Origin of the sequence: Paenibacillus macquariensis, from assembly GCF_900156375.1 — a bacterium.
In the GTDB taxonomy this organism is placed as follows: Bacteria; Bacillota; Bacilli; order Paenibacillales; family Paenibacillaceae; genus Paenibacillus_AQ; species Paenibacillus_AQ macquariensis.
In genome coordinates this window covers 1-20,245 of the sequence record NZ_FTNK01000022.1, presented here as the reverse complement: position 1 = coordinate 20,245, position 20,245 = coordinate 1, and the positions used below count along the sequence as shown (strand labels likewise).

The window sequence follows — 20,245 nt, the reverse complement described above, 5'->3', positions numbered from 1 at the left end:
GGGGGTTCAGTCAGTTGCAGAATGATATACTAGAAGTACTCATCAGCGAAGAAGACATCCGGGAGAAGGTTGCAGAACTCGGACGCAAGTTAAGTGCCGAATATGCAGGTCGTAATCCTCTTGTGATATGCGTTCTAAAAGGTGCATTTATTTTTATGGCAGATTTGGTTAAGACGATAACGGTGCCGATTGAACTTGATTTTATGGCAGTGTCTAGTTATGGGGCAGCCACTAAATCAACGGGCATTGTCAAAATCATTAAAGATCTAGATGTTCCTGTTGAAGGACGGGACGTATTGATCGTTGAAGATATTATCGATAGTGGACTTACACTAAGTTACCTCATTGAGATGCTAAATAATCGTAATGCAAAATCTACACGAGTGGTTACTTTATTTGACAAACCAGTTGGCCGTACGGTAGATTTACAAGCAGATTATACAGGATTTATACTACCTGATGCTTTTGTAGTTGGTTACGGTTTAGATTTTGCAGAGAAATACCGGAACCTACCTTATGTAGGGGTACTCAAGCCGGAAATTTACACAACTTAATACAGTTTATTTATAACTTCTTGTCAGATGCCTCTATTGAGACTGACTGGCAGGTTATGGTAAAATAACTTAGTGTCTTGAGAGGAGGTAGGGGATGAATCGGTTCATCCGTAATTCTGGTTTTTATTTGATTCTATTTTTAGTCGTGGTGGGTATTGTACAATTCCTCAGCAATAGTAGTGAAGCCGCTGATGCCCCTAAATATAACCAGTTACGCCAGCAGATTAAAGCTAATAATATTGCTGAAATGGAGGCGCAATTTGATAATTACGCCTATCTAGTGACTGGTAAGTATAAGAAGGCACCGGATGGTGTGAAGTCTGATAGTTTCATGACTTATATTCCTGGAACTGACTTTGCAATGGATGAAATCACTCAAGCGAGTGCGGATAACGGTTTCAATTTTGAAGTGAAGCCGATGGAAGGTCAGAGTATCTGGTTAACATTACTGTCCTCCTTTGTTCCATTGATTCTTATGTTCGTTCTCTTCTTCTTCATATTCAATCAATCGCAAGGCGGCGGCGGCAAAGTGATGAACTTTGGCAAGAGCAAAGCCCGGTTATATAACGAAGAGAAGAAGAAAGTCTCATTTGAGGACGTTGCAGGTGCTGACGAAGAGAAACAAGAACTCGTTGAAATTGTTGACTTCTTGAAGGATCCTCGCAAATTTGCTGCTGTAGGTGCTCGTATTCCTAAAGGGGTATTACTTGTAGGACCTCCGGGAACAGGTAAAACATTGTTAGCCCGTGCAGTTGCAGGGGAAGCAGGCGTACCATTCTTCAGTATTTCAGGTTCTGACTTTGTAGAAATGTTTGTTGGGGTAGGGGCTTCACGTGTTCGCGATTTGTTCGAGAATGCGAAGAAGAATGCGCCATGTATCATTTTTATTGATGAAATTGATGCTGTAGGTCGTCAACGTGGCGCTGGTCTAGGTGGCGGACATGATGAACGTGAACAGACACTTAATCAGTTACTTGTAGAAATGGACGGATTTGGTGGTAATGAGGGTATTATTATCGTTGCTGCAACCAACCGTGCTGACATATTAGATCCAGCATTGTTACGTCCAGGACGTTTCGACCGTCAAATTACGGTAGATCGCCCAGATGTTAAGGGTCGCGAAGCAGTATTGAAAGTACATGCACGTAATAAACCAATGACAGAAGACGTAAGAATGGATGTCATTGCTAAGCGTACGACTGGATTCAGCGGTGCAGATTTGGAGAATTTACTTAATGAATCTGCCTTGATTGCTGCACGTCGTAATCGTAAAGATATTTCCATGGATGAAGTAGACGAAGCAATTGATCGTATCATTGTAGGAACGCAGAAACGTAGCCGTGTCATTAGTGATCGCGAGAAACGAATTGTTGCCTACCATGAAGCAGGTCATACGATTGCAGGTTATTTCTTAGAACATGCCGACACGGTTCACAAGGTTACTATCGTCCCTCGCGGACGTGCAGGTGGATATGTCATCATGCTTCCGAAGGAAGATCGTATGCTTGTTACGAAGAATGAATTGCTGGATAGAGTTACAGGGCTCCTTGCTGGACGTGTGGCAGAAGAAATTTTCATAGGGGAAATTGGTACAGGTGCTTACAGTGACTTCCAACAAGCCACAGGCATTGTACGTAGCATGATCATGGAATACGGAATGAGCGATAAGCTCGGACCAATGCAGTTCGGTTCCTCTCAAGGTCAAGTATTCCTTGGAAGAGATATTGGACACGAGCAGAATTATAGTGATTCTATCGCATACGAAATTGATCAGGAAATGCAGTATTTCACCAACTACTGTTACAACCGTTGTAAGGACTTGTTAATCAAACACTCGAAAGAAATGCATCTTATTGCAAATACCCTATTGGAAGTAGAAACATTGGAAATTGATCAGATTAAACAACTGATTGAAACCGGATCTATTTCAGATAAGGTTGCTAAGTCTACTGAGACGACACCAACCGAAGAGGGTACACCAACAGTAGAAACTGTGGGTGATGTTACAGTTCGCATTCTTCCTAAGAGTGATGAAACAGACGTAACTCCGACAGGAGATATTCCAAACATGACTTCCATACCGAATCCAGTTGATCGTGACTCTAACGATCCTAGTGACTCAGGTAATGAAGGCGGAACACCACCAGAAATTAAATAAAGATTAGTGTATTTCCTAATCAGATGAGAACCCCGTATTAACACGCTCGTGTTATACGGGGTTCTTTTTTTTGTAGGGTCAGTGGAGTTGATTGACAGAGTGGTGAACGTTGTGTAAATTAGTTGTTAAACAACAAAGGACATTCTTGGTTGGACTTGATTGGTAAGTAAGAGAATATATTAGTTTAGTAGGACATATGTGATTGATAAATGATGGGTACATATAGAGGGGGAAATACGTATGGAAGCTCTCGCACTAGAGCGTAAGGCGGAACAGAATAGAGAACTGCGCGAACGACTCATGGAATTAAAGAAAGAACGGAATGCTATTATTTTAGCTCATTATTATCAACGTGATGAAATACAAGAAGTAGCAGATTTTCGGGGAGATTCATTTCTACTTGCACAAAAGGCTGCTCAGACGGATGCAGAAGTTATTGTATTCTGTGGTGTACATTTCATGGGGGAAAGTGCCAAAATTCTTGCGCCAAATAAGACGGTATTAATACCTGATGAACGTGCAGGTTGTCCTATGGCTGATATGGTTAATGTAGATGGACTTCGGAAGCTGAAAGCTCAACATCCCAATGCCAAAGTAGTTACATATATTAATTCTTCAGCAGAGATCAAGGCGGAGACCGATATTTGCTGTACATCAGCCAATGCAGTTAGAGTTATTCAATCCGTCGATTCGGACGAAATTATTTGGGTTCCCGATAAAAACTTAGGTCACTATGTGCAGCAGCACACAGACAAGAAGCTGATTATATGGGAAGGTTATTGCAATACGCATGATATGTTAACCGTCAAAGATGTTTATGAAATGAAGGCTAAGTATCCAGATGCTCCTTTTGTCGTTCATCCGGAGTGCCGACCTGAAGTGGTTGAATTGGGAGATTTCGTAGGGAGTACTACAGCTATTCTAGAATATTGTAAGAAATCAGATGTGAAACAATTTATTGTAGGTACTGAGGATGGAACAGGATTCCAGCTTCGACTAGATAGTCCTGACAAGACATTCCACTTCGCAACTAAGTTTCTAGTATGTCCTAATATGAAGGTTAATAATCTTAAAAAATTGGTGAAATGTCTAGAGACGATGAAGCCACAGATCTATGTACCACCGGCTATTGCTGATAAAGCACGGATTTCCCTAGAGCGCATGTTACAGGTCAAGTAGCATGCGCTACTCTTTCTCTTAAGACAGGTGAACAACGTTATGATTCCACGGTATTTGGTAGATTTCGATCTGGAGTCTCTTCCAAAAGTTAAGACAGACGTTATTGTGATTGGATCTGGTATTGCTGGATTATTCACAGCCATTAAGGCGGGTAAGGATCGTCAAGTATTAATGATCACTAAGAATGCTTTGCTTGAGAGTAATACTCGTTATGCACAAGGAGGAATAGCCGCTGTTATATCAGAGGATGATTCACCAGCCTTCCACCGAGCGGATACACTGCTCGCGGGGGCTGGTCTTTGTTCTTCTGATGCGGTTGATATCCTGGTGAATGAGGGACCGTTAGGGGTTAAAGAACTCATTGCATTAGGCACGACATTTGATGAGGATAATGGAGAGTTGGCGCTGACGCAAGAAGGCGCACATAGTCACCGACGTATATTACATGCCAACGGAGATGCGACTGGGTTTGAGATTGTTAGGGCTTTATCTGAGCAAGTCATCAAAAAGGACAATATTGAAGTGTGGGACAACCATTTCGTCTTGGATATTATTACAGATGATGGCGTATGTATTGGCGTACTCGTTCAAGGGCCTGATGGAAAACGTATCTTCGTTCAGGGAGATGCGACAATTCTATGTTCCGGAGGGACGGGTCAGTTGTACCGGTATACAACGAATCCTGAAGTTGCAACAGCTGATGGTGTCGCGATGGCCTACCGAGCTGGAGCTAAGATACGTGATATGGAGTTCCTTCAATTTCATCCAACGTCACTTTGTTACCCAGGAGCTCCGAGGTTTCTTATATCGGAAGCTGTGCGTGGTGAAGGGGCTATCCTGCGTAATATTAAGGGTGAGCGTTTCATGAGCAAATACCATGAAATGCTTGAACTTGCACCAAGGGACATCGTAGCTCGGGCGATCGTAAGTGAGATGGAGGAAACGAAGTCTACCTTCATTTATTTAGATATAACGCATGAAACAGCGGATATGATCAAGCATCGTTTTCCAACGATTGTTGAGACTTGTATGGTATATGGTTTAGATATGACAACAGACTGGATTCCCGTCGCACCTGCTGCACATTATATGATGGGTGGCGTGCAGACAGATTTGAGTGGTGAAAGTAACATTTCACGTTTGTTTGCATGTGGAGAGGCATCATCGACGGGAGTTCATGGCGCTAATCGATTGGCAAGTAATTCATTGTCAGAAGCGATTGTGTTTGGTAGCCGAATAGTGAATCGAATTAGGGAACTTCCGCCTCTGAATTGGTCCGGAGGCTCACTCGTGGTAGACTGTAATCGGGTGGATGTTCCAATGCAGGCGATGGTCGAGAAACGTTTGAAGCTACAAAAGGTCATGGTACGTTATGTAGGTCTTCGTCGTGATGAAGAGTTATTATCGAAGGGACTTGAGGAACTAAGTCGTCAGCTACCTATTTTTCAATCGGCGTTGTTTAAGAAAGAAGAATTCGAATTTGCTAATATGTTAACGTGTTCGTTGCTTATTACGCAGGCTGCTTTGGCGCGTAAAGAAAGTCGAGGTGCACACTATCGGTTTGATTATCCTGAACGGGATGATTTGAATTGGCGTAAGCATCTGTTACAGCAACGTGAGCATGAGATCGTGGGGGAATTCAGTGATGATGTTTAATGGATACAATGAAAATTTGGTGGAATCGATACGTCATTGGTTGAGAGAAGATGTTGGATCAGGCGATATTACTTCTCTAGCAACGATATCTATAGATCATGAATCTAAAGGAATAATTCATGCCAAAGAGGATGGTATTATCGCCGGAATTCCGGTGTCAGAGTTGGTGTTTGAAGTCGTTGATCCAGCACTCACTTTTGTGTCCCATGTGCAAGAGGGTCAGTCTGTCACAAAAGGAACCATTATTGCAGAGGTTGAAGGAAGTACACATAGCATTCTGACGGGTGAACGGTTAGCTCTGAATTTGTTACAGCGTTTGTCTGGTATTGCTACAAAGACAAGTCAGTTCGTTGATGTGATAGAAGGGTTACCTACGCGACTTGTAGACACACGTAAGACGACACCAGGTCATCGTATGCTTGAAAAGTATGCTGTGAGAGTTGGCGGCGGGGCAAACCATCGATTTGGCTTATATGATGCTGTCATGATTAAGGACAATCATATTAAGGGCGCGGGTGGTATTACACAAGCAGTGAGTCGTGCTCGGGCTTATATTCCACATACGATGACTATTGAAGTTGAGGCTGAGAATCTGGAACAAGTAAATGAAGCCATTTCCGCTGGGGCTGATATTATTATGTTAGATAATATGAGCCATAATCTTATGAGGCAGGCTGTTGAAATTATTCGTTCACAGGTGCCTCATGTCAAAATAGAGGCGTCTGGCAACGTATCTTTACAGACGATTCGGGGAATTGCTGAGTGTGGAGTGGATATCATCTCGGTTGGACAGCTGACATATTCTTTTAATAGTTTGGATATTAGTTTGGATCTTAACGCGAAGAAGGAGGACCAGACTTCATGATTCTTGTAGTAGACATAGGCAATACAAATATCGTATTAGGGATCTATAAGAATCGGGAGTTGGTCCATCATTTCCGACTTAGTACGACTCGTCAATCTACAGTAGATGAGTACGGCGTTATGATCTTTAATCTATTTCGGATGTCCGACATTTCAGTTAAAGATATTGAAGGTGTGATCATATCTTCGGTAGTTCCACCTCTAGTCAATGTTTTTGAAGAAATGTGTCAGAAATTCATTCATAAAATACCATTGGTGGTTGGACCAGGGATTAAAACAGGCTTGAATTTGCGCTACGAAAACCCACGTGAAGTGGGTGCAGATCGTATTGTAAATGCTGTTGCTGCGGTCAACCAGTATAAAGGACCTTTAGTAGTTGTTGATTTCGGTACAGCGACTACATTTGATTGTATCGATGCTAAGGGCAACTATCTTGGCGGAGCCATTGTACCTGGGATAGGAATAGCCACAGAAGCGTTATATCAACGTGCGTCGAAGCTTCCGCGAATTGAGTTGGAGAAGCCAAAAAAAGTTATTGGTCGCAATACGATTCACGCTATGCAGGCGGGTATTATTTTTGGATATGCCGGGCAAGTCGATGGTATCGTCGAACGTATAAAGGTTGAGATGGAAGCGCCGGATCTAAAAGTAGTCGCTACAGGCGGATTGGCTGAACTAATTGCAAGTGAGACGAAGTGCATACAAGAGGTCAATTCAATGCTTACGCTCGAGGGACTTCGTTTAATATATGAACGTAACCAATAGGCAAAGCGATGTAATATGTACAAATGATAATGGAATACACATGATGATATAAACAAATAGGCAGAGGAGGCCATAAGAACATGGACCACAAAAAAGATCGATTAATCCGAGGGACAGCTATGAATGGCCATGTTCGCGCTTTACTGGTGCGTACAACATCTTTAGTAGAAGAGCTTCGTCAAAGACATGACACTTGGCCAACGGCTACTGCAGCTATGGGGCGTACCTTGACGGCGGCAGCGATGATGGGTGCAATGCTTAAAGGTAAAGAGAAATTAAACATTCAGATAAAAGGCGATGGACCGATAGGTCAAGTCGTAGCAGAGGCGAATGCAAATGGAGAGATCAGTGGGTATGTAGCCAATCCACATGTTCATCTACCAAGTAACAGTCTAGGCAAGCTTGATGTAGCAGGAGCTGTAGGACGCAGTGGTTTCGTCAATGTGACTAAAGATCAAGGGTTAAAAGATGTGTATACAGGTAGCTCCCCGATCATTTCGGGTGAGATCGCCGAAGATATGACCTATTACTTCGCAGTGTCAGAACAGACACCGTCTGCGGTTGGGTTAGGTGTCTTGGTAGGAACAGAGAATGAGGTTCTCGAAGCGGGAGGTTTCATTATTCAGTTGTTGCCAGGATTAAGTGATGATGAAATTAATGCGATCGAGCATGCGGTTAGTGGGCTTCCACCAATCACGACCTTAATGGATCAAGGCATGGATTTGGAAGAGATGCTTCAAAGGTTACTACCGGATGCGGTAGTTCTAGATGAAATGGATCTTCAATTTAAGTGTCAATGTTCTAAGGAACGCGTGGAGAATACACTTGTTAGTCTAGGACAAACCGATCTTGAAGAAATCATTGAAGAAGACGGCAAGGCAGAGGTAGTATGCCATTTCTGTAATGAAAAGTACTCTTTTGATAAAGCAGAACTTCAGCATATTTTAGAACAAGCCAAGTAATGGCATCCATATGACGAGGATCAAGAGAGAGAAAAGGACGCTGTGGGTCGTCAATATTATCTTAACGATGGGGTTCCTTTTCATGGGTTGCTTGATTATGTTTCGTGGTCTAGGACCAGTAGATGAGGAATCCAAGCTTCCAGATGGGGAGTTGTCGGTAGCTTACTTCAAAAAAGAACCGATTTCCAATAGTGAATGGGAGCAGGAGCTAAAGCGTAAGTATGGTCAGGAAGTATTACTTCATATGTTGAACCGCAAAGCGGTATTTGAGGAAGCTAATGTACGGGATATTCATATCACTTCTGATGAAGTCAATAGACAATTAAAGAAGGATATGATGGGTTATGACTCGGTAAAGTCGTACTATGATGAGATGGAGACACAATTGGGTCTTTCACCTGAAGATGTTGCGGAAGAGATGAGCTACAGATTAACTCTGGAACAAATTGCGACAGCAGATATTCACATTTCGGATGAGGACATTGACAATTATCGTGAGGAGAATGAAGATCAATTCGAGGCACGTAAACAGTTTCAACTCTCGGTCATTAAAGTAGCTAGTCAAGGGGAAGCTGAGGATGTACTAGATCAACTCGAAAAGGGTGCTAACTTCACGGAAATGGTTAAGGAACATTCAATAGACGTAAGTAGTCGTGACCAAGAGGGAAAGATTGCCCCGGTCGAGTCGGATGATCCATTCTTACCCAAGGAAATGCTAGACGCGGTGGCTTTGCTCCAAATTAATGATATCTCTGGACCTTTTCAGTGGGATAAGGATTATGTTGTTATCCAATTAATGGATATCATCATAGAAGAACAAGAAGATACACAACATATTCGCGAATCTATTCGTAAACGCCTTGCGCTTAATGAAGCAATGCCACTTACTGAGTTAGAGAAGCTTCTTAGGGACAAATACGAAGTTAGAATAGTCGCTTTTAATGGGCTATAATTCTTTTGAATAAATACTTTTGGGCACCCATGTTGAATATACATGAGATATGGTGATGCAAGTCTAGTGAGATGTAGCGGGATACATTGATGAACAGTGGATGTTAGTTGTGAACAGCAAATGGGGGCTGTTATCAATGTATCGGGATGCTTTGATGAACAGCAAATGGCTGCTGTTATCAAAGTATCCTTTTTTTGTATGAGCTCTGTTGACAAGGTGCGTCGAGGTTTGATAATATGAAGATACAAAAACCAACTGAAATACTCGGATATATCAGGGAGCATAGACACTTTTTAAACTGTCGAAAGTTTGTTTCCTTATCATACAACTAGATGAAATGACTCTAGAAATGCTCATATTATATAACCATTATCCTAGGGAGGGCTTTAATCATGGCAAAGGTCGTTAATAATGTAACTGAGTTAATTGGAGGAACGCCGCTTGTCCGTTTGAACCGCTTAGCATCTGAAGATAGCGCAGAGATCTACCTTAAATTGGAGTACCAGAATCCAGGTTCAAGTGTTAAAGACCGTATCGCAATAAGCATTGTAGAAGAAGCAGAGAAAGATGGTAGTCTTAAACCGGGCGGAACGATTGTTGAAGCAACGAGTGGTAACACAGGAATTGGCTTAGCGATGGTAGCAGCTGCTAAAGGTTACAAAGCTATTATTGTTATGCCTGAGACGATGAGTTTAGAGCGTCGTAACTTATTGCGTGCTTATGGTGCTGAACTTGTTCTGACTCCAGGATCGGAAGGTATGAATGGAGCTGTTACAAAGATGGAATCTATTGTAAAAGAAAACCCTGACTACTTCAAGGCAGAACAATTTAAGAACCAAGCCAATGTGAAGATTCACCGTGAAACGACAGGTCCAGAAATTGTAGAGGCGATCGACTCTATTGGCGGTACGCTAGATGCCTTCGTAGCTGGAATTGGTACAGGCGGAACGATCTCTGGTGCTGGTGAAGTATTGAAGAAACAATATCCGAACATTAAGATTTATGCTGTAGAACCTGCTGCTTCACCAATCTTGGCAGGTGGTAAACCAGGTCCTCATAAGATCCAAGGATTAGGAGCTAACTTTATTCCTGAAATTCTGAATCAAGATATATACGATGAAATCATTCACGTAGAGAATGAGGAAGCTTTCGAAGTTGCGCGTCGTGTTGCAACAGAAGAAGGTATTCTATCGGGTATTTCTTCAGGTGCTGCAGTATCTGCTGCGCTTAAAGTAGCTAAACAATTGGGTAAAGGCAAACGTGTAGTCGTTATTATCCCTAGTAACGGAGAACGTTACCTTAGCACGCCATTATACAATTTCGAAGGCTAATATCTATTATTAATATATTTATGAGCCAGACCCCTATTGCCATTGATATTGGCAATAGGGGTCTTTATATAATGTAATGCATCGGGTCTTTTCAAAATAGCTATAACTAAAGTATACTGACAAGCAGTTTAAGAATCCTTTTATGAAGTGAAGTATGAGGTAATGCTTTATTCATATGATATAGCTTTTGAAGTGAGTTTTTACGAAGATATCCTTCCGAAGCAAGTCTTTTTACGAAGATAATCATGAAGTGATGCTATAAAAAGACTAAGTATATGCTTTCGAAGTGAGTTTTTACGAAGCATATCATGTAGTAATGCTCAAAACTTTCAGGAGGTAACAACATGACAACAAATGTGTTAACTTCACTTGCGCAATGGGAACAGTGGGCGACTAATGGGTGGAGCGTACTGCCTTATCTTGTGCGGATGGAGGGAAAGGGTTTACCGCTAGCATGGACACGTGCGTGGGAAGCATCATCGCCTTATGCCGTAGTATTGGAAAGTGGTAAGAGCGGTCGTTATACGTATCTGGGGCTTAATCCTACTTCTGTTATATCGGGAAAAGGAAATGAAGCGAGCTTACGCAATCCTCGAACGGGTGAGACGGAAATTGTGAAGGGGGCTCCTCTAGAGGTATTGGAGCAATGGATGGCTCCTTATCGCACTCCTCAAATGGATAAAGAGGACTATCCTCCTTTTCTAGGGGGATGCGTTGGATTTATGGGGTATGATGTTGTTCGTTCTTTAGAGAGGCTTCCTTCATGGGCAGAAGATGAGCCGGCATTCCCTGATTATATGTGGATGAGAATGGAAGAGATATGGATTTATGATAATAAGGATCAGGTTGTTTACTGTGCAGTTCATATGCCTTTAAATAACGTAGATCCATCGTTAGCGGAGGGGACGTTACCTTTGAATGGTGGTATCGACTTCACGTTGGAAGCATTGTTTAAGGAAGCACAAGATAGAGCTGTTGGCATGATGACGTTATGGGCTTCTTTTAGCGAGGTTGGACCGGATGGCGTTCCAGTTGGGGAGGCAGAGAAGAATCATCGCTTGAACCAATTGGACAAGTTGGAGGAACAAGAACGGATTCCGCAAGGGAGTAACTCCCCAAATGAGACATGGCCAGGAATGACAGCCCACTTTTCCCAAGAGTCTTTTGAGAAAGCTGTGGTGCGTATTCAGGAATATATTCGTCAAGGAGACGTCTTTCAAGTTAATCTGTCGCTTCGACAGGAGAAAGAATTACACTCATCTCCAGAACAAATTTATGAATGGCTTCGCTTATTGAATCCTTCGCCATATATGGGTTTGCTTAGATCACCAGGGTTCTCCCTCGTTAGTGGTTCGCCGGAATTGTTAGTGAAGGTACATGGGGACAAGGTGAGCGCTCGTCCTATTGCGGGTACAAGACGGAGAGGGATCACAACTGAAGAAGACGCTGTAATGGCAGAAGAGCTATATATGAATGAAAAAGAACGCGCAGAGCATATCATGCTAGTTGATCTAGAACGAAACGATATTGGTCGTATAGCGGCTTACGGTTCAGTGCATGTTCCTGAGCTCATGACGATCGAATACTATTCGCATGTGATGCACCTCGTCTCTCAAATAGAGGGTAGCTTGGCATCTGGGAAAGATGTTTATGAGGTCATCGCAGCTCTTTTCCCGGGGGGAACAATAACAGGTGCACCTAAGATTCGAACGATGGAAATTATAGAGGAACTTGAGCCAGTTCGTCGTGGACCATATACCGGATCTATGGGGTGGATTGACTATAATGGTAATATGGAATTAAATATTATTATTAGAACATTAGTCGTACAAGACGGAAAAGGATACATCCAAGCTGGAGCAGGTATTGTGGTGGACTCTGATCCTTATCGTGAATACCGTGAGTGCCATAATAAAGCTAAAGCAATGATTAAGGCAGTGTTATGTAGTGAAGAGGAAACAGCCGTAAGTAGATAGATTGAGCGATTAGTATATTGTCTACATGTTACTTTTGGATAGCGTGTTAAGCATTTACTCGTAAGCTCAATTTATATAGCGGCGAACAAGGGGGATATACACATGATATTAGTGCTCGATAACTATGATTCTTTTACTTACAATTTGGTTCAGTACTTGGGTGAATTAGGTCAGGAGGTAAAAGTATATCGCAATGATGAGATTGATATCGATGGTATTAAGAAACTTGCACCAGATCATATCTTGATCTCGCCAGGGCCTTGTACACCTAACGAAGCAGGTATTAGTCTTGAAGTGATTCAGGAATTCAAGGGAATCATTCCAATCTTCGGCGTATGTTTGGGTCATCAAGCGATTGGCCAAGCTTTTGGAGGGAAGGTTATTCGTGCAGAGCGGTTAATGCATGGTAAGACTTCACCGATGCATCACCAGGGTACCTCTGTATTCGAAGGACTACCGTCACCTTTTACAGCTACAAGATACCATTCGTTGTTGGTAGAGCGGGAAAGCTTGCCTGATTGTCTGGAGATCACAGCTGAGACGGAAGAAGGCGAGATTATGGGTCTACGCCACAAGGAATACCCAATTGAGGGTGTACAATTCCATCCTGAATCCATCATTACCGACCACGGTCATCACATGCTCCGTAACTTTCTTCAGCAGTCTCAAGTAAAGAAAGCATGACCTTTATAGGAATTAATTACGATATTGTAGATGCTTTAGACGCAAAGGTGTCTGTGATGGATCACGGATTTCTTTATGGGATGGGACTATTCGAGACGTTTCGTACTTATAATGGAGTACCATTTCTGTTAGATAAGCACCTAAAGAGGCTCTCTGAAGATTGCCGTTATCTAGGTATTCCTTATGAAATTGATGTAGAAGCTACATCTGCATGGATTGCTAGGGTTATGAAAGCCAATAACTTGGAAGAGGCGTATATCCGATATACAGTTAGTGCGGGTGAGGATGTACTGGGATTGCCTACAGAGGATTACCATAGCCCTAATCACTTCCTTATCGTTAAGGAGCTCCCTAAGATGCCTTCTGAACTTTATCACGATGGAAAAGGTCTACAAAGACTGCATACCCGTCGGAATACACCAGAGGGGCCAATCCGCTTTAAATCGTTGCACTATATGAATAATATATTAGCGAAGCGGGAGCTGATGACCTATTCTGCGACAACACGATATTCATCGGAAGGTATCATGTTGAATGGACAAGGTTTCGTGGCGGAGGGGATCGTCAGTAACTTGTTTTTTGTTCGACAAGGTTCTCTGTACACGCCCCATTTGGATACTGGCATATTACCGGGAATCACTAGAGAACTTGTGATGGAGCTGTCCTTGGACATTGGTCTACGATGTGAAGAGGGTTGGTATACATGGGACGATTTGGCGAATGCCGAAGAAATATGGATGACTAGCTCTATTCAGGAGCTGGTACCTGTGACTACACTTCTGTTGGAAGACGGCTCCCATATCGTGATAGGTAATGGCACTGCTGGGCCTACAACAACTAGACTTCTACAATTATATCGAGAGAAAGCAGGCATTACCAAATGAAGACAATGATCTATGAACGGACTTACGCTTGCGGGGAAACGGAATTAAGATTGGGCCAATCCACCCTTATTATGGGGATATTAAATGTTACACCGGATTCTTTTTCTGACGGTGGACAATATACGAATACGGAACGTGCTGTTCAACATGCACTTCAGATGATGGAAGATGGGGCTGACCTAATTGATATAGGTGGGGAGTCCACTCGACCTGGATCGGTTGAGGTTGGGTTAGAAGAGGAGCTGGCACGAGTTATTCCTGTTATTGAGGCTATACATCGCGCAGCTCCACATATCCCTATTTCTGTAGATACGTATAAAGCAGAAGTAGCCCGGCAAGCCGTTCATGCAGGTGCTCATATCATAAATGATATTTGGAGAGGTATAGGCGACCCTCAGATGTTAACTACGGCAGCGGAACTTTCCGTTCCTATTATTCTGATGCACAACCGCCATGATCGAAATTATAACAACCTGATCCCAGATATGATTCATGATTTGAAAGAAAGCATCACGCTAGCACTTCAAGCGGGTGTGAATGGGGATAACATCATTCTCGATCCTGGGATTGGTTTTGCAAAAGATTATGTCGAGAACATGCGTGTTATGGTTGAACTTGATGAATTGGCGCAACTAGGATACCCAATACTGCTCGCTACATCTCGGAAGAAATTTATCCGAACAGCGCTCGATCTACCTGTAGATGATGTCATTGAAGGGACAGCGGCAACAGTAGCCTTCGGCATTGCACAAGGTTGTCAAATCGTAAGGGTACACGATGTATCTTCTATAAAACGAACGGTCCAAATGTGCGATGCGATGTTGTATGGATCCAAAAGGGAATAATCTAGTCATAGATAGAACATATAGAGGAGTGGCTGTGAAAATGGATAAAATGGTTATGCACCGCATGGAGTATTACGGATATCATGGGGTCTTCGAAGAAGAGAGAAGACTTGGACAACGTTACTATATTGATTTGGAGCTAGACATGGATCTTCGCGAAGCGGGAGAACAGGATGATTTAACGAAAACCATTAATTATGCTGATATTCATTTTCAAGTAAAGGAAATCGTCGAGAACAAATCTTTCCAATTAATCGAAGCTTTAGGAGAAGCCATTGCATCCTCGTTATTAGACACTTATACTAGAATCAATGCATTAACGGTCAAAGTGACCAAACCGCATCCTCCGTTTGACATTCATTTTCAAGGTGTTACGGTGGAGCTGTCCAGAACAAGAAAGTGAGAATCCATCATGAAGTCACATTCCACCTCTGAGTTATCAGAGGCTTATATTGCTTTAGGGGCTAATTTAGGGGATCGCGAAGGAACCTTAATGGAAGCCGTAAATCGTCTTCATACGCATCAACAAATTACCGTCCTCCGGGGCTCAAATCTTTATGAGACTGAGCCTGTAGGATATTTAGATCAGCCTCATTTTCTCAATATGGTGGTTGCCGTAAATACCGATCTAAATCCTCATGCTCTTCTAAAAGTCATGCAAGAGATTGAACGAGAACTTGGTCGTGTTCGACACACACATTGGGGACCACGTACGGTAGACTTGGATCTACTATGGATGGAGGGACTGGTTGAAGATACACCCGACCTCATCTTGCCCCATCCTCGGATGGAAGAACGGGCCTTTGTTCTTGTTCCATTACATGACATTTTACCTTCTGAAGAAACCTCTGGTTTGCATAGCGTAGTTAAGGCAGCACTTGAGAGACTGGATGGAAAGGAAGGGATACAACTATGGAGAACTTACAACTGGCAGCCCGAATCCGTGCTTTCAGAAAACTAAAAGGTTACACGCAGCAACAATTAGCTTCTAAGATGGGGATATCTCTTGCCATATTAGGAGAAATTGAACGGGGTAATCGTTATGTGGATGATCAAATTTTAAATAAAATTTCAGAGGTTTTGGATATCTCGATTCATGAACTGATGAATATTTCGTCATAGTAAGTCAATAGAACCTAGGATTATCCCTTCGATGTGAGTTTATATCGAATTTTGTTCAAGAAGTTACACAAAAAAACTTAGGATTACGCTTCCGATGCAGTTATTATCGAAGTGAATCTAAGAAGTAACACAATAAAAACTTGGGGGTTCATTACATGCTAAAGATTGGCGATATTGAAATGAAGAACCAAGTCGTGCTTGCCCCCATGGCGGGTGTATGTAATCCAGCATTCCGCTTGATCGCCAAAGATTTTGGCGCGGGACTCGTATGCGCGGAAATGGTTAGTGGCAAGGCCATTGTCCATGGTAATAAACGTACCCAGGATATGTTGTTTGTTGACGAACGGGAGAAGCCGCTAAGTTTGCAGATTTTTGGGGGAGACCGTGAATCGCTGGTAGAAGCAGCAAAAGTCGTAGATAAAGAAACCAACGCTGATATTATTGACATTAATATGGGGTGCCCTGCTCCAAAAGTAACTAAGATTGACGCAGGAGCTCGTTGGCTTTTGGATCCGAAAAAAATATATGAGATGGTATCTGCTGTTGTGGATGCGGTTGATAAACCGGTTACGGTGAAGATGCGTACAGGTTGGGATAGCGAGCATATCTATGCTGTAGAGAATGCTCAAGCAATCGAACGCGCAGGTGGTAAGGGAGTTAGTATTCATGGCAGAACAAGAGAACAACACTATACGGGACACGCCAACTGGGACATCATTAGAGATGTGAAACAATCTGTAGGCATTCCAGTGATAGGTAATGGTGATGTTGTTACGCCTGAAGACGCCCGTCGTATGCTAGATCAGACTGGATGCGATGGCGTTATGATTGGTCGCGGAGCACTAGGGAACCCTTGGATGTTATATCGCACGATTCAGTATTTGCAGACAGGTGAGCTTGTGGCAGAACCGGCAGCTGGAGAGAAAATCAAAATCGCTGTTATTCACATGGACCGCTTAATAGCTATGAGAGGTGAGCATATCGCGGTTCGTGAAATGCGTAAACACTTAGCTTGGTATTTGAAGGGTCTGAAAGGTTCGGCTCGGATCAAAGACCTTATCATGGAAGAAACTAAACGTGATGAAATGGTGAAAATGCTAGAAGATTTCGTCGGAGGATTGGATCAAGAAGGCGAGACTAATGGCGATTTATCGGCGGTCTTCGCAGCTATGCAATAATCTTAAACAGGTTACGAGGGAACTGCATTGACATTTTGAAATGGTTACCATATACTTTTGCAGTATAAATTCGACTCAATTGTTAATCTCAGCAGCAGAGGAATGTTCTGATTCCTCAAGATTTGCATATAGTGGTTTTCATAAGTATAGGTAATCATTTAAAATATTCACATGACAGGAGAATCGGTTAATGAGCGATAAAGAAGTCATTCTTACACAAGAAGGTCTTAAGAAGTTAGAGGATGAGCTAGAGCAACTCAAATCTGTGAAGCGCCGTGAAATCGCTGAACGGATCAAGGTAGCGATTGGTTATGGCGATATCAGTGAGAACTCGGAATATGAAGATGCGAAGAATGAACAAGCCTTTATTGAAGGACGCGTAATTACGCTTGAGAAATTACTGCGTAATGCTCGTATCATTAACAACGATGATGTTAATACGGATTCTGTAGGTGTTGGTGTTACGGTAACTGTTGAAGATGTGGAGTTTGGTGACAAGATGGAATACCTCATTGTAGGTACAGCCGAGTCTGATCCACTAAACAACAAAATCTCGAACGAAAGTCCAGTTGGTAAAGCTATTCTTGGTAAACAAAGAGGGGCCATTGTTGATGTCAATGTTCCAGCTGGTGTTGTTCAATATAAGATTATCGACATCCGCAAGGTATAATGAGTGAGGATTGTTTTAAAAGGCTTCCCATGGGAAGCCTTTTTTAAGATATATGAATAGTAAAAAATGTCGTTACCTCGTCCATTATGGGATTCAAAGTTTTTTCTAATTGGATGAAACAGGACCTATGGATGATAAACAAGGATTTAGAACAGTCATAACAATGGCTAAATCGTAAGGGATACGAAGGAGATGGAGTTAGATGTCGGAAGAGATCGTGAATCAGGAGAACGAACTTAGTGAATTGCTACAGATTCGTCATAACAAATTGGACGAGCTACGTGGAATGGGTTTAGATCCATTTGGTAAAAAATATAACAGAACACACAATGCAGGTGAGTTGGTAGCTGAATATGATTCATTTACCAATGAAGAATTAGAAGAAAAGGCAGTTCAAGTTAGTATTGCGGGCCGGATCATGGCTAAACGTGGAATGGGTAAAGCTATTTTCGCTCAGATTCAAGATCTTAGTGGAAAAATCCAAATATACGTTCGTCAAGATTCTATACCTGAAGTAAAATTCAGTGCGTTCCGTTTATTTGATCTTGGGGACATTATCGGTGTAACTGGACAAATGTTCAAAACAAAGACTGGAGAAACTTCAATCAAAGTAGATGATGTGGAGATCCTCTCGAAGTCACTATATCCATTGCCTGATAAATACCATGGTCTTAAAGATGTGGAGCTTCGTTATCGTCAACGTTATGTTGATTTGATGATTAACCCAGAAGTACAACAGACATTCATTTTACGCTCTAAAATTATTCAATCGATGCGTCGTTATTTAGATTCACTTGGTTATTTGGAAGTGGAGACACCGACGTTACACACGATTGCTGGTGGTGCAGCTGCAAAACCATTTACAACACATCACAACGCGCTTGATATGGATCTATATATGCGTATCGCGATTGAACTTCATTTGAAACGCCTTATCGTTGGTGGATTTGAAAAAGTATATGAAATCGGACGTGTATACCGTAATGAAGGTATTTCGACTCGTCACAACCCTGAATTCACTATGATCGAGTTGTACGAGGCGTACGCGGATTATAAAGATATCATGAATTTAACAGAGACAATGGTTGCCCATATTGCTCAAGAAGTATTGGGTACAACAGTTATTGATTATCAAGGTGTAGAAGTCGATTTAACGCCATCATGGCGTCGAGTGTCTATGGTGGATGCAGTTAAAGAAGTAACGGGTGTAGACTTTAGCGTTCATATGACAGATGAAGAAGCACGTAATCTGGCAAAAGAACACAAAGTACCTGTAGAAGCGCATAATAAGTTTGGTCATATCCTAAATGCTTTCTTTGAACAATTCGTCGAAGAGACATTGATTCAACCAACATTTATTACAGGTCATCCGGTGGAAATATCACCACTTGCTAAACGTAATGAAGAAGATCCGCGTTTCACGGATCGTTTTGAATTATTTGTGGTTGCAAGAGAGCATGCCAATGCATTTACGGAGTTAAATGATCCGATTGATCAACGTCAGCGGTTTGAAGCTCAAATGACGGAGCGTGAGCAAGGTAATGACGAAGCTCATGAAATGGATGATGACTTCATCCGTGCACTTGAGTATGGTATGCCTCCAACAGGTGGACTTGGAATTGGTATTGACCGTTTGGTGATGTTGTTGACCAACGCAGCGTCTATCCGTGATGTTCTTCTCTTCCCTCATATGCGTACTCAAAAAGATAACTAAGATCGAGTGTGCTAAGAGTTCGGCAGACAAATAGTATGTGAAGTACCGGCTTAACTTTCCATTGGGAAGGTTGGCCGGTTTTCTTTTTATAAATATAAGAAAGTATAAGTATCACTTGGTACGCTACATATTAGTTCTGTAGAGTCGCATACCCATTCTTAAGGTTTGAAGTGGTCCTTTCTCCATGTGTAGCTATATATTGAGCTGCCCGTATTTAGTGTTCTCTTAAGAAATACTTGAACTTATGAGCACAAACTTTAGTTCTATATTATATAGAAATGCTTCAATTTTAATTAATTCATAAAAAGACTTGCATTCTTTTGTATGCCGTGATATATTATTAGTCCGGCCAACAAATAACACATTGGTTGAATCGGCAAGCCAATATCGAATGAAACTTAAATCGAAAAAAAAGCTTGCATAAACGAACCGGACATGATATGATATGAAAGTTGTCACCGAGACACACTGGTAACGACAAAACGAAATAATTGGTCTTTGAAAACTGAACAACGAGTGAGTAGATTTCGCGAAAGTGAGGTCAAAACAAATGAGAAATCATTTGATAGAGAATGAAAATTCTCGCCAGTTTGTTTCAAAATGAGCATTTCGCTCTTTCTAAATACCAATTTGGAGAGTTTGATCCTGGCTCAGGACGAACGCTGGCGGCATGCCTAATACATGCAAGTCGAGCGGAGTTGTTTTGAAAGCTTGCTTTCAAAACAACTTAGCGGCGGACGGGTGAGTAACA

19 protein-coding genes and 1 rRNA gene are annotated in these 20,245 nt (G+C 42.1%); all 20 read left to right on the top strand.

Going from position 1 to position 20,245, the window contains the following annotated elements:
- The first annotated feature begins 14 nt into the window (after nucleotides 1-14).
- On the top strand, nucleotides 15-554 hold the full coding sequence (gene hpt / locus BW961_RS25270; RefSeq protein ID WP_068592304.1) for a hypoxanthine phosphoribosyltransferase: 540 nt from the start codon (nucleotides 15-17) through the stop codon (nucleotides 552-554).
- Nucleotides 555-648: 94 nt separating this feature from the next.
- On the top strand, nucleotides 649-2,712 hold the full coding sequence (ftsH, locus tag BW961_RS25265) for an ATP-dependent zinc metalloprotease FtsH (protein ID WP_068592302.1): 2,064 nt from the start codon (nucleotides 649-651) through the stop codon (nucleotides 2,710-2,712).
- Nucleotides 2,713-2,952: 240 nt separating this feature from the next.
- Nucleotides 2,953-3,891 carry a quinolinate synthase NadA gene (nadA, locus tag BW961_RS25260; RefSeq protein WP_068592297.1) on the top strand — a complete coding sequence of 313 codons (939 nt, stop codon included), beginning with the start codon at nucleotides 2,953-2,955 and terminating at the stop codon, nucleotides 3,889-3,891.
- A 39-nt stretch (nucleotides 3,892-3,930) separates the two neighbouring features.
- Nucleotides 3,931-5,547 carry an L-aspartate oxidase gene (nadB, locus tag BW961_RS25255; protein ID WP_068592295.1) on the top strand — a complete coding sequence of 539 codons (1,617 nt, stop codon included), beginning with the start codon at nucleotides 3,931-3,933 and terminating at the stop codon, nucleotides 5,545-5,547.
- On the top strand, nucleotides 5,537-6,412 hold the full coding sequence (gene nadC, locus BW961_RS25250; RefSeq protein ID WP_068592293.1) for a carboxylating nicotinate-nucleotide diphosphorylase: 876 nt from the start codon (nucleotides 5,537-5,539) through the stop codon (nucleotides 6,410-6,412). Before nadB ends, nadC begins: the two co-directional genes overlap by 11 nt.
- Nucleotides 6,409-7,176, top strand: coding sequence for a type III pantothenate kinase (locus tag BW961_RS25245; RefSeq protein ID WP_068592291.1), 768 nt, complete (start codon nucleotides 6,409-6,411; stop codon nucleotides 7,174-7,176). Before nadC ends, BW961_RS25245 begins: the two co-directional genes overlap by 4 nt.
- Before the next feature lie 80 nt (nucleotides 7,177-7,256).
- Nucleotides 7,257-8,138: an Hsp33 family molecular chaperone HslO gene (gene hslO / locus BW961_RS25240; RefSeq protein ID WP_068592289.1), complete on the top strand. Its 882-nt coding sequence runs from the start codon at nucleotides 7,257-7,259 to the stop codon at nucleotides 8,136-8,138.
- Nucleotides 8,139-8,220: 82 nt separating this feature from the next.
- The gene (locus tag BW961_RS25235; protein WP_169810368.1) at nucleotides 8,221-9,090 is read left to right on the top strand and encodes a peptidyl-prolyl cis-trans isomerase; all 870 of its coding nucleotides are present in this window, start codon (nucleotides 8,221-8,223) and stop codon (nucleotides 9,088-9,090) included.
- Between the two features lie 392 nt (nucleotides 9,091-9,482).
- A complete protein-coding gene (cysK, locus tag BW961_RS25230; RefSeq protein ID WP_068592288.1) occupies nucleotides 9,483-10,421 on the top strand; it encodes a cysteine synthase A in 939 nt (312 codons plus the stop codon).
- A gap of 344 nt (nucleotides 10,422-10,765) precedes the next feature.
- Nucleotides 10,766-12,397 carry an anthranilate synthase component I family protein gene (locus tag BW961_RS25225; RefSeq protein ID WP_068592285.1) on the top strand — a complete coding sequence of 544 codons (1,632 nt, stop codon included), beginning with the start codon at nucleotides 10,766-10,768 and terminating at the stop codon, nucleotides 12,395-12,397.
- 102 nt (nucleotides 12,398-12,499) lie between these two features.
- Nucleotides 12,500-13,081 (top strand): aminodeoxychorismate/anthranilate synthase component II, encoded by a 582-nt coding sequence (pabA, locus tag BW961_RS25220; protein ID WP_068592283.1) that lies wholly within the window; start codon nucleotides 12,500-12,502, stop codon nucleotides 13,079-13,081.
- Entirely contained in the window at nucleotides 13,078-13,965 is an 888-nt protein-coding gene (locus BW961_RS25215; RefSeq protein ID WP_068592281.1) for an aminotransferase class IV, read from the top strand. Before pabA ends, BW961_RS25215 begins: the two co-directional genes overlap by 4 nt.
- Nucleotides 13,962-14,810, top strand: a complete 849-nt coding sequence (folP, locus tag BW961_RS25210) for a dihydropteroate synthase (protein ID WP_068592279.1) — start codon at nucleotides 13,962-13,964, stop codon at nucleotides 14,808-14,810. The genes BW961_RS25215 and folP overlap by 4 nt, the downstream gene beginning before the upstream one ends.
- Before the next feature lie 40 nt (nucleotides 14,811-14,850).
- Complete coding sequence (gene folB, locus BW961_RS25205) at nucleotides 14,851-15,213, top strand: dihydroneopterin aldolase (protein ID WP_068592277.1); 363 nt, start codon at nucleotides 14,851-14,853, stop codon at nucleotides 15,211-15,213.
- A gap of 9 nt (nucleotides 15,214-15,222) precedes the next feature.
- Nucleotides 15,223-15,771 (top strand): 2-amino-4-hydroxy-6-hydroxymethyldihydropteridine diphosphokinase, encoded by a 549-nt coding sequence (gene folK, locus BW961_RS25200; protein WP_068592275.1) that lies wholly within the window; start codon nucleotides 15,223-15,225, stop codon nucleotides 15,769-15,771.
- Nucleotides 15,723-15,932 (top strand): helix-turn-helix domain-containing protein, encoded by a 210-nt coding sequence (locus BW961_RS25195; RefSeq protein WP_068592273.1) that lies wholly within the window; start codon nucleotides 15,723-15,725, stop codon nucleotides 15,930-15,932. Before folK ends, BW961_RS25195 begins: the two co-directional genes overlap by 49 nt.
- A gap of 155 nt (nucleotides 15,933-16,087) precedes the next feature.
- A complete protein-coding gene (gene dusB / locus BW961_RS25190) occupies nucleotides 16,088-17,110 on the top strand; it encodes a tRNA dihydrouridine synthase DusB (protein ID WP_068592271.1) in 1,023 nt (340 codons plus the stop codon).
- Nucleotides 17,111-17,300: 190 nt separating this feature from the next.
- Nucleotides 17,301-17,780 carry a transcription elongation factor GreA gene (gene greA, locus BW961_RS25185; protein ID WP_068592269.1) on the top strand — a complete coding sequence of 160 codons (480 nt, stop codon included), beginning with the start codon at nucleotides 17,301-17,303 and terminating at the stop codon, nucleotides 17,778-17,780.
- A gap of 202 nt (nucleotides 17,781-17,982) precedes the next feature.
- Nucleotides 17,983-19,494, top strand: a complete 1,512-nt coding sequence (gene lysS / locus BW961_RS25180; RefSeq protein WP_068592268.1) for a lysine--tRNA ligase — start codon at nucleotides 17,983-17,985, stop codon at nucleotides 19,492-19,494.
- Nucleotides 19,495-20,121: 627 nt separating this feature from the next.
- Nucleotides 20,122-20,245: ribosomal RNA gene (locus BW961_RS25175) — 16S ribosomal RNA — on the top strand; the annotation flags it as partial.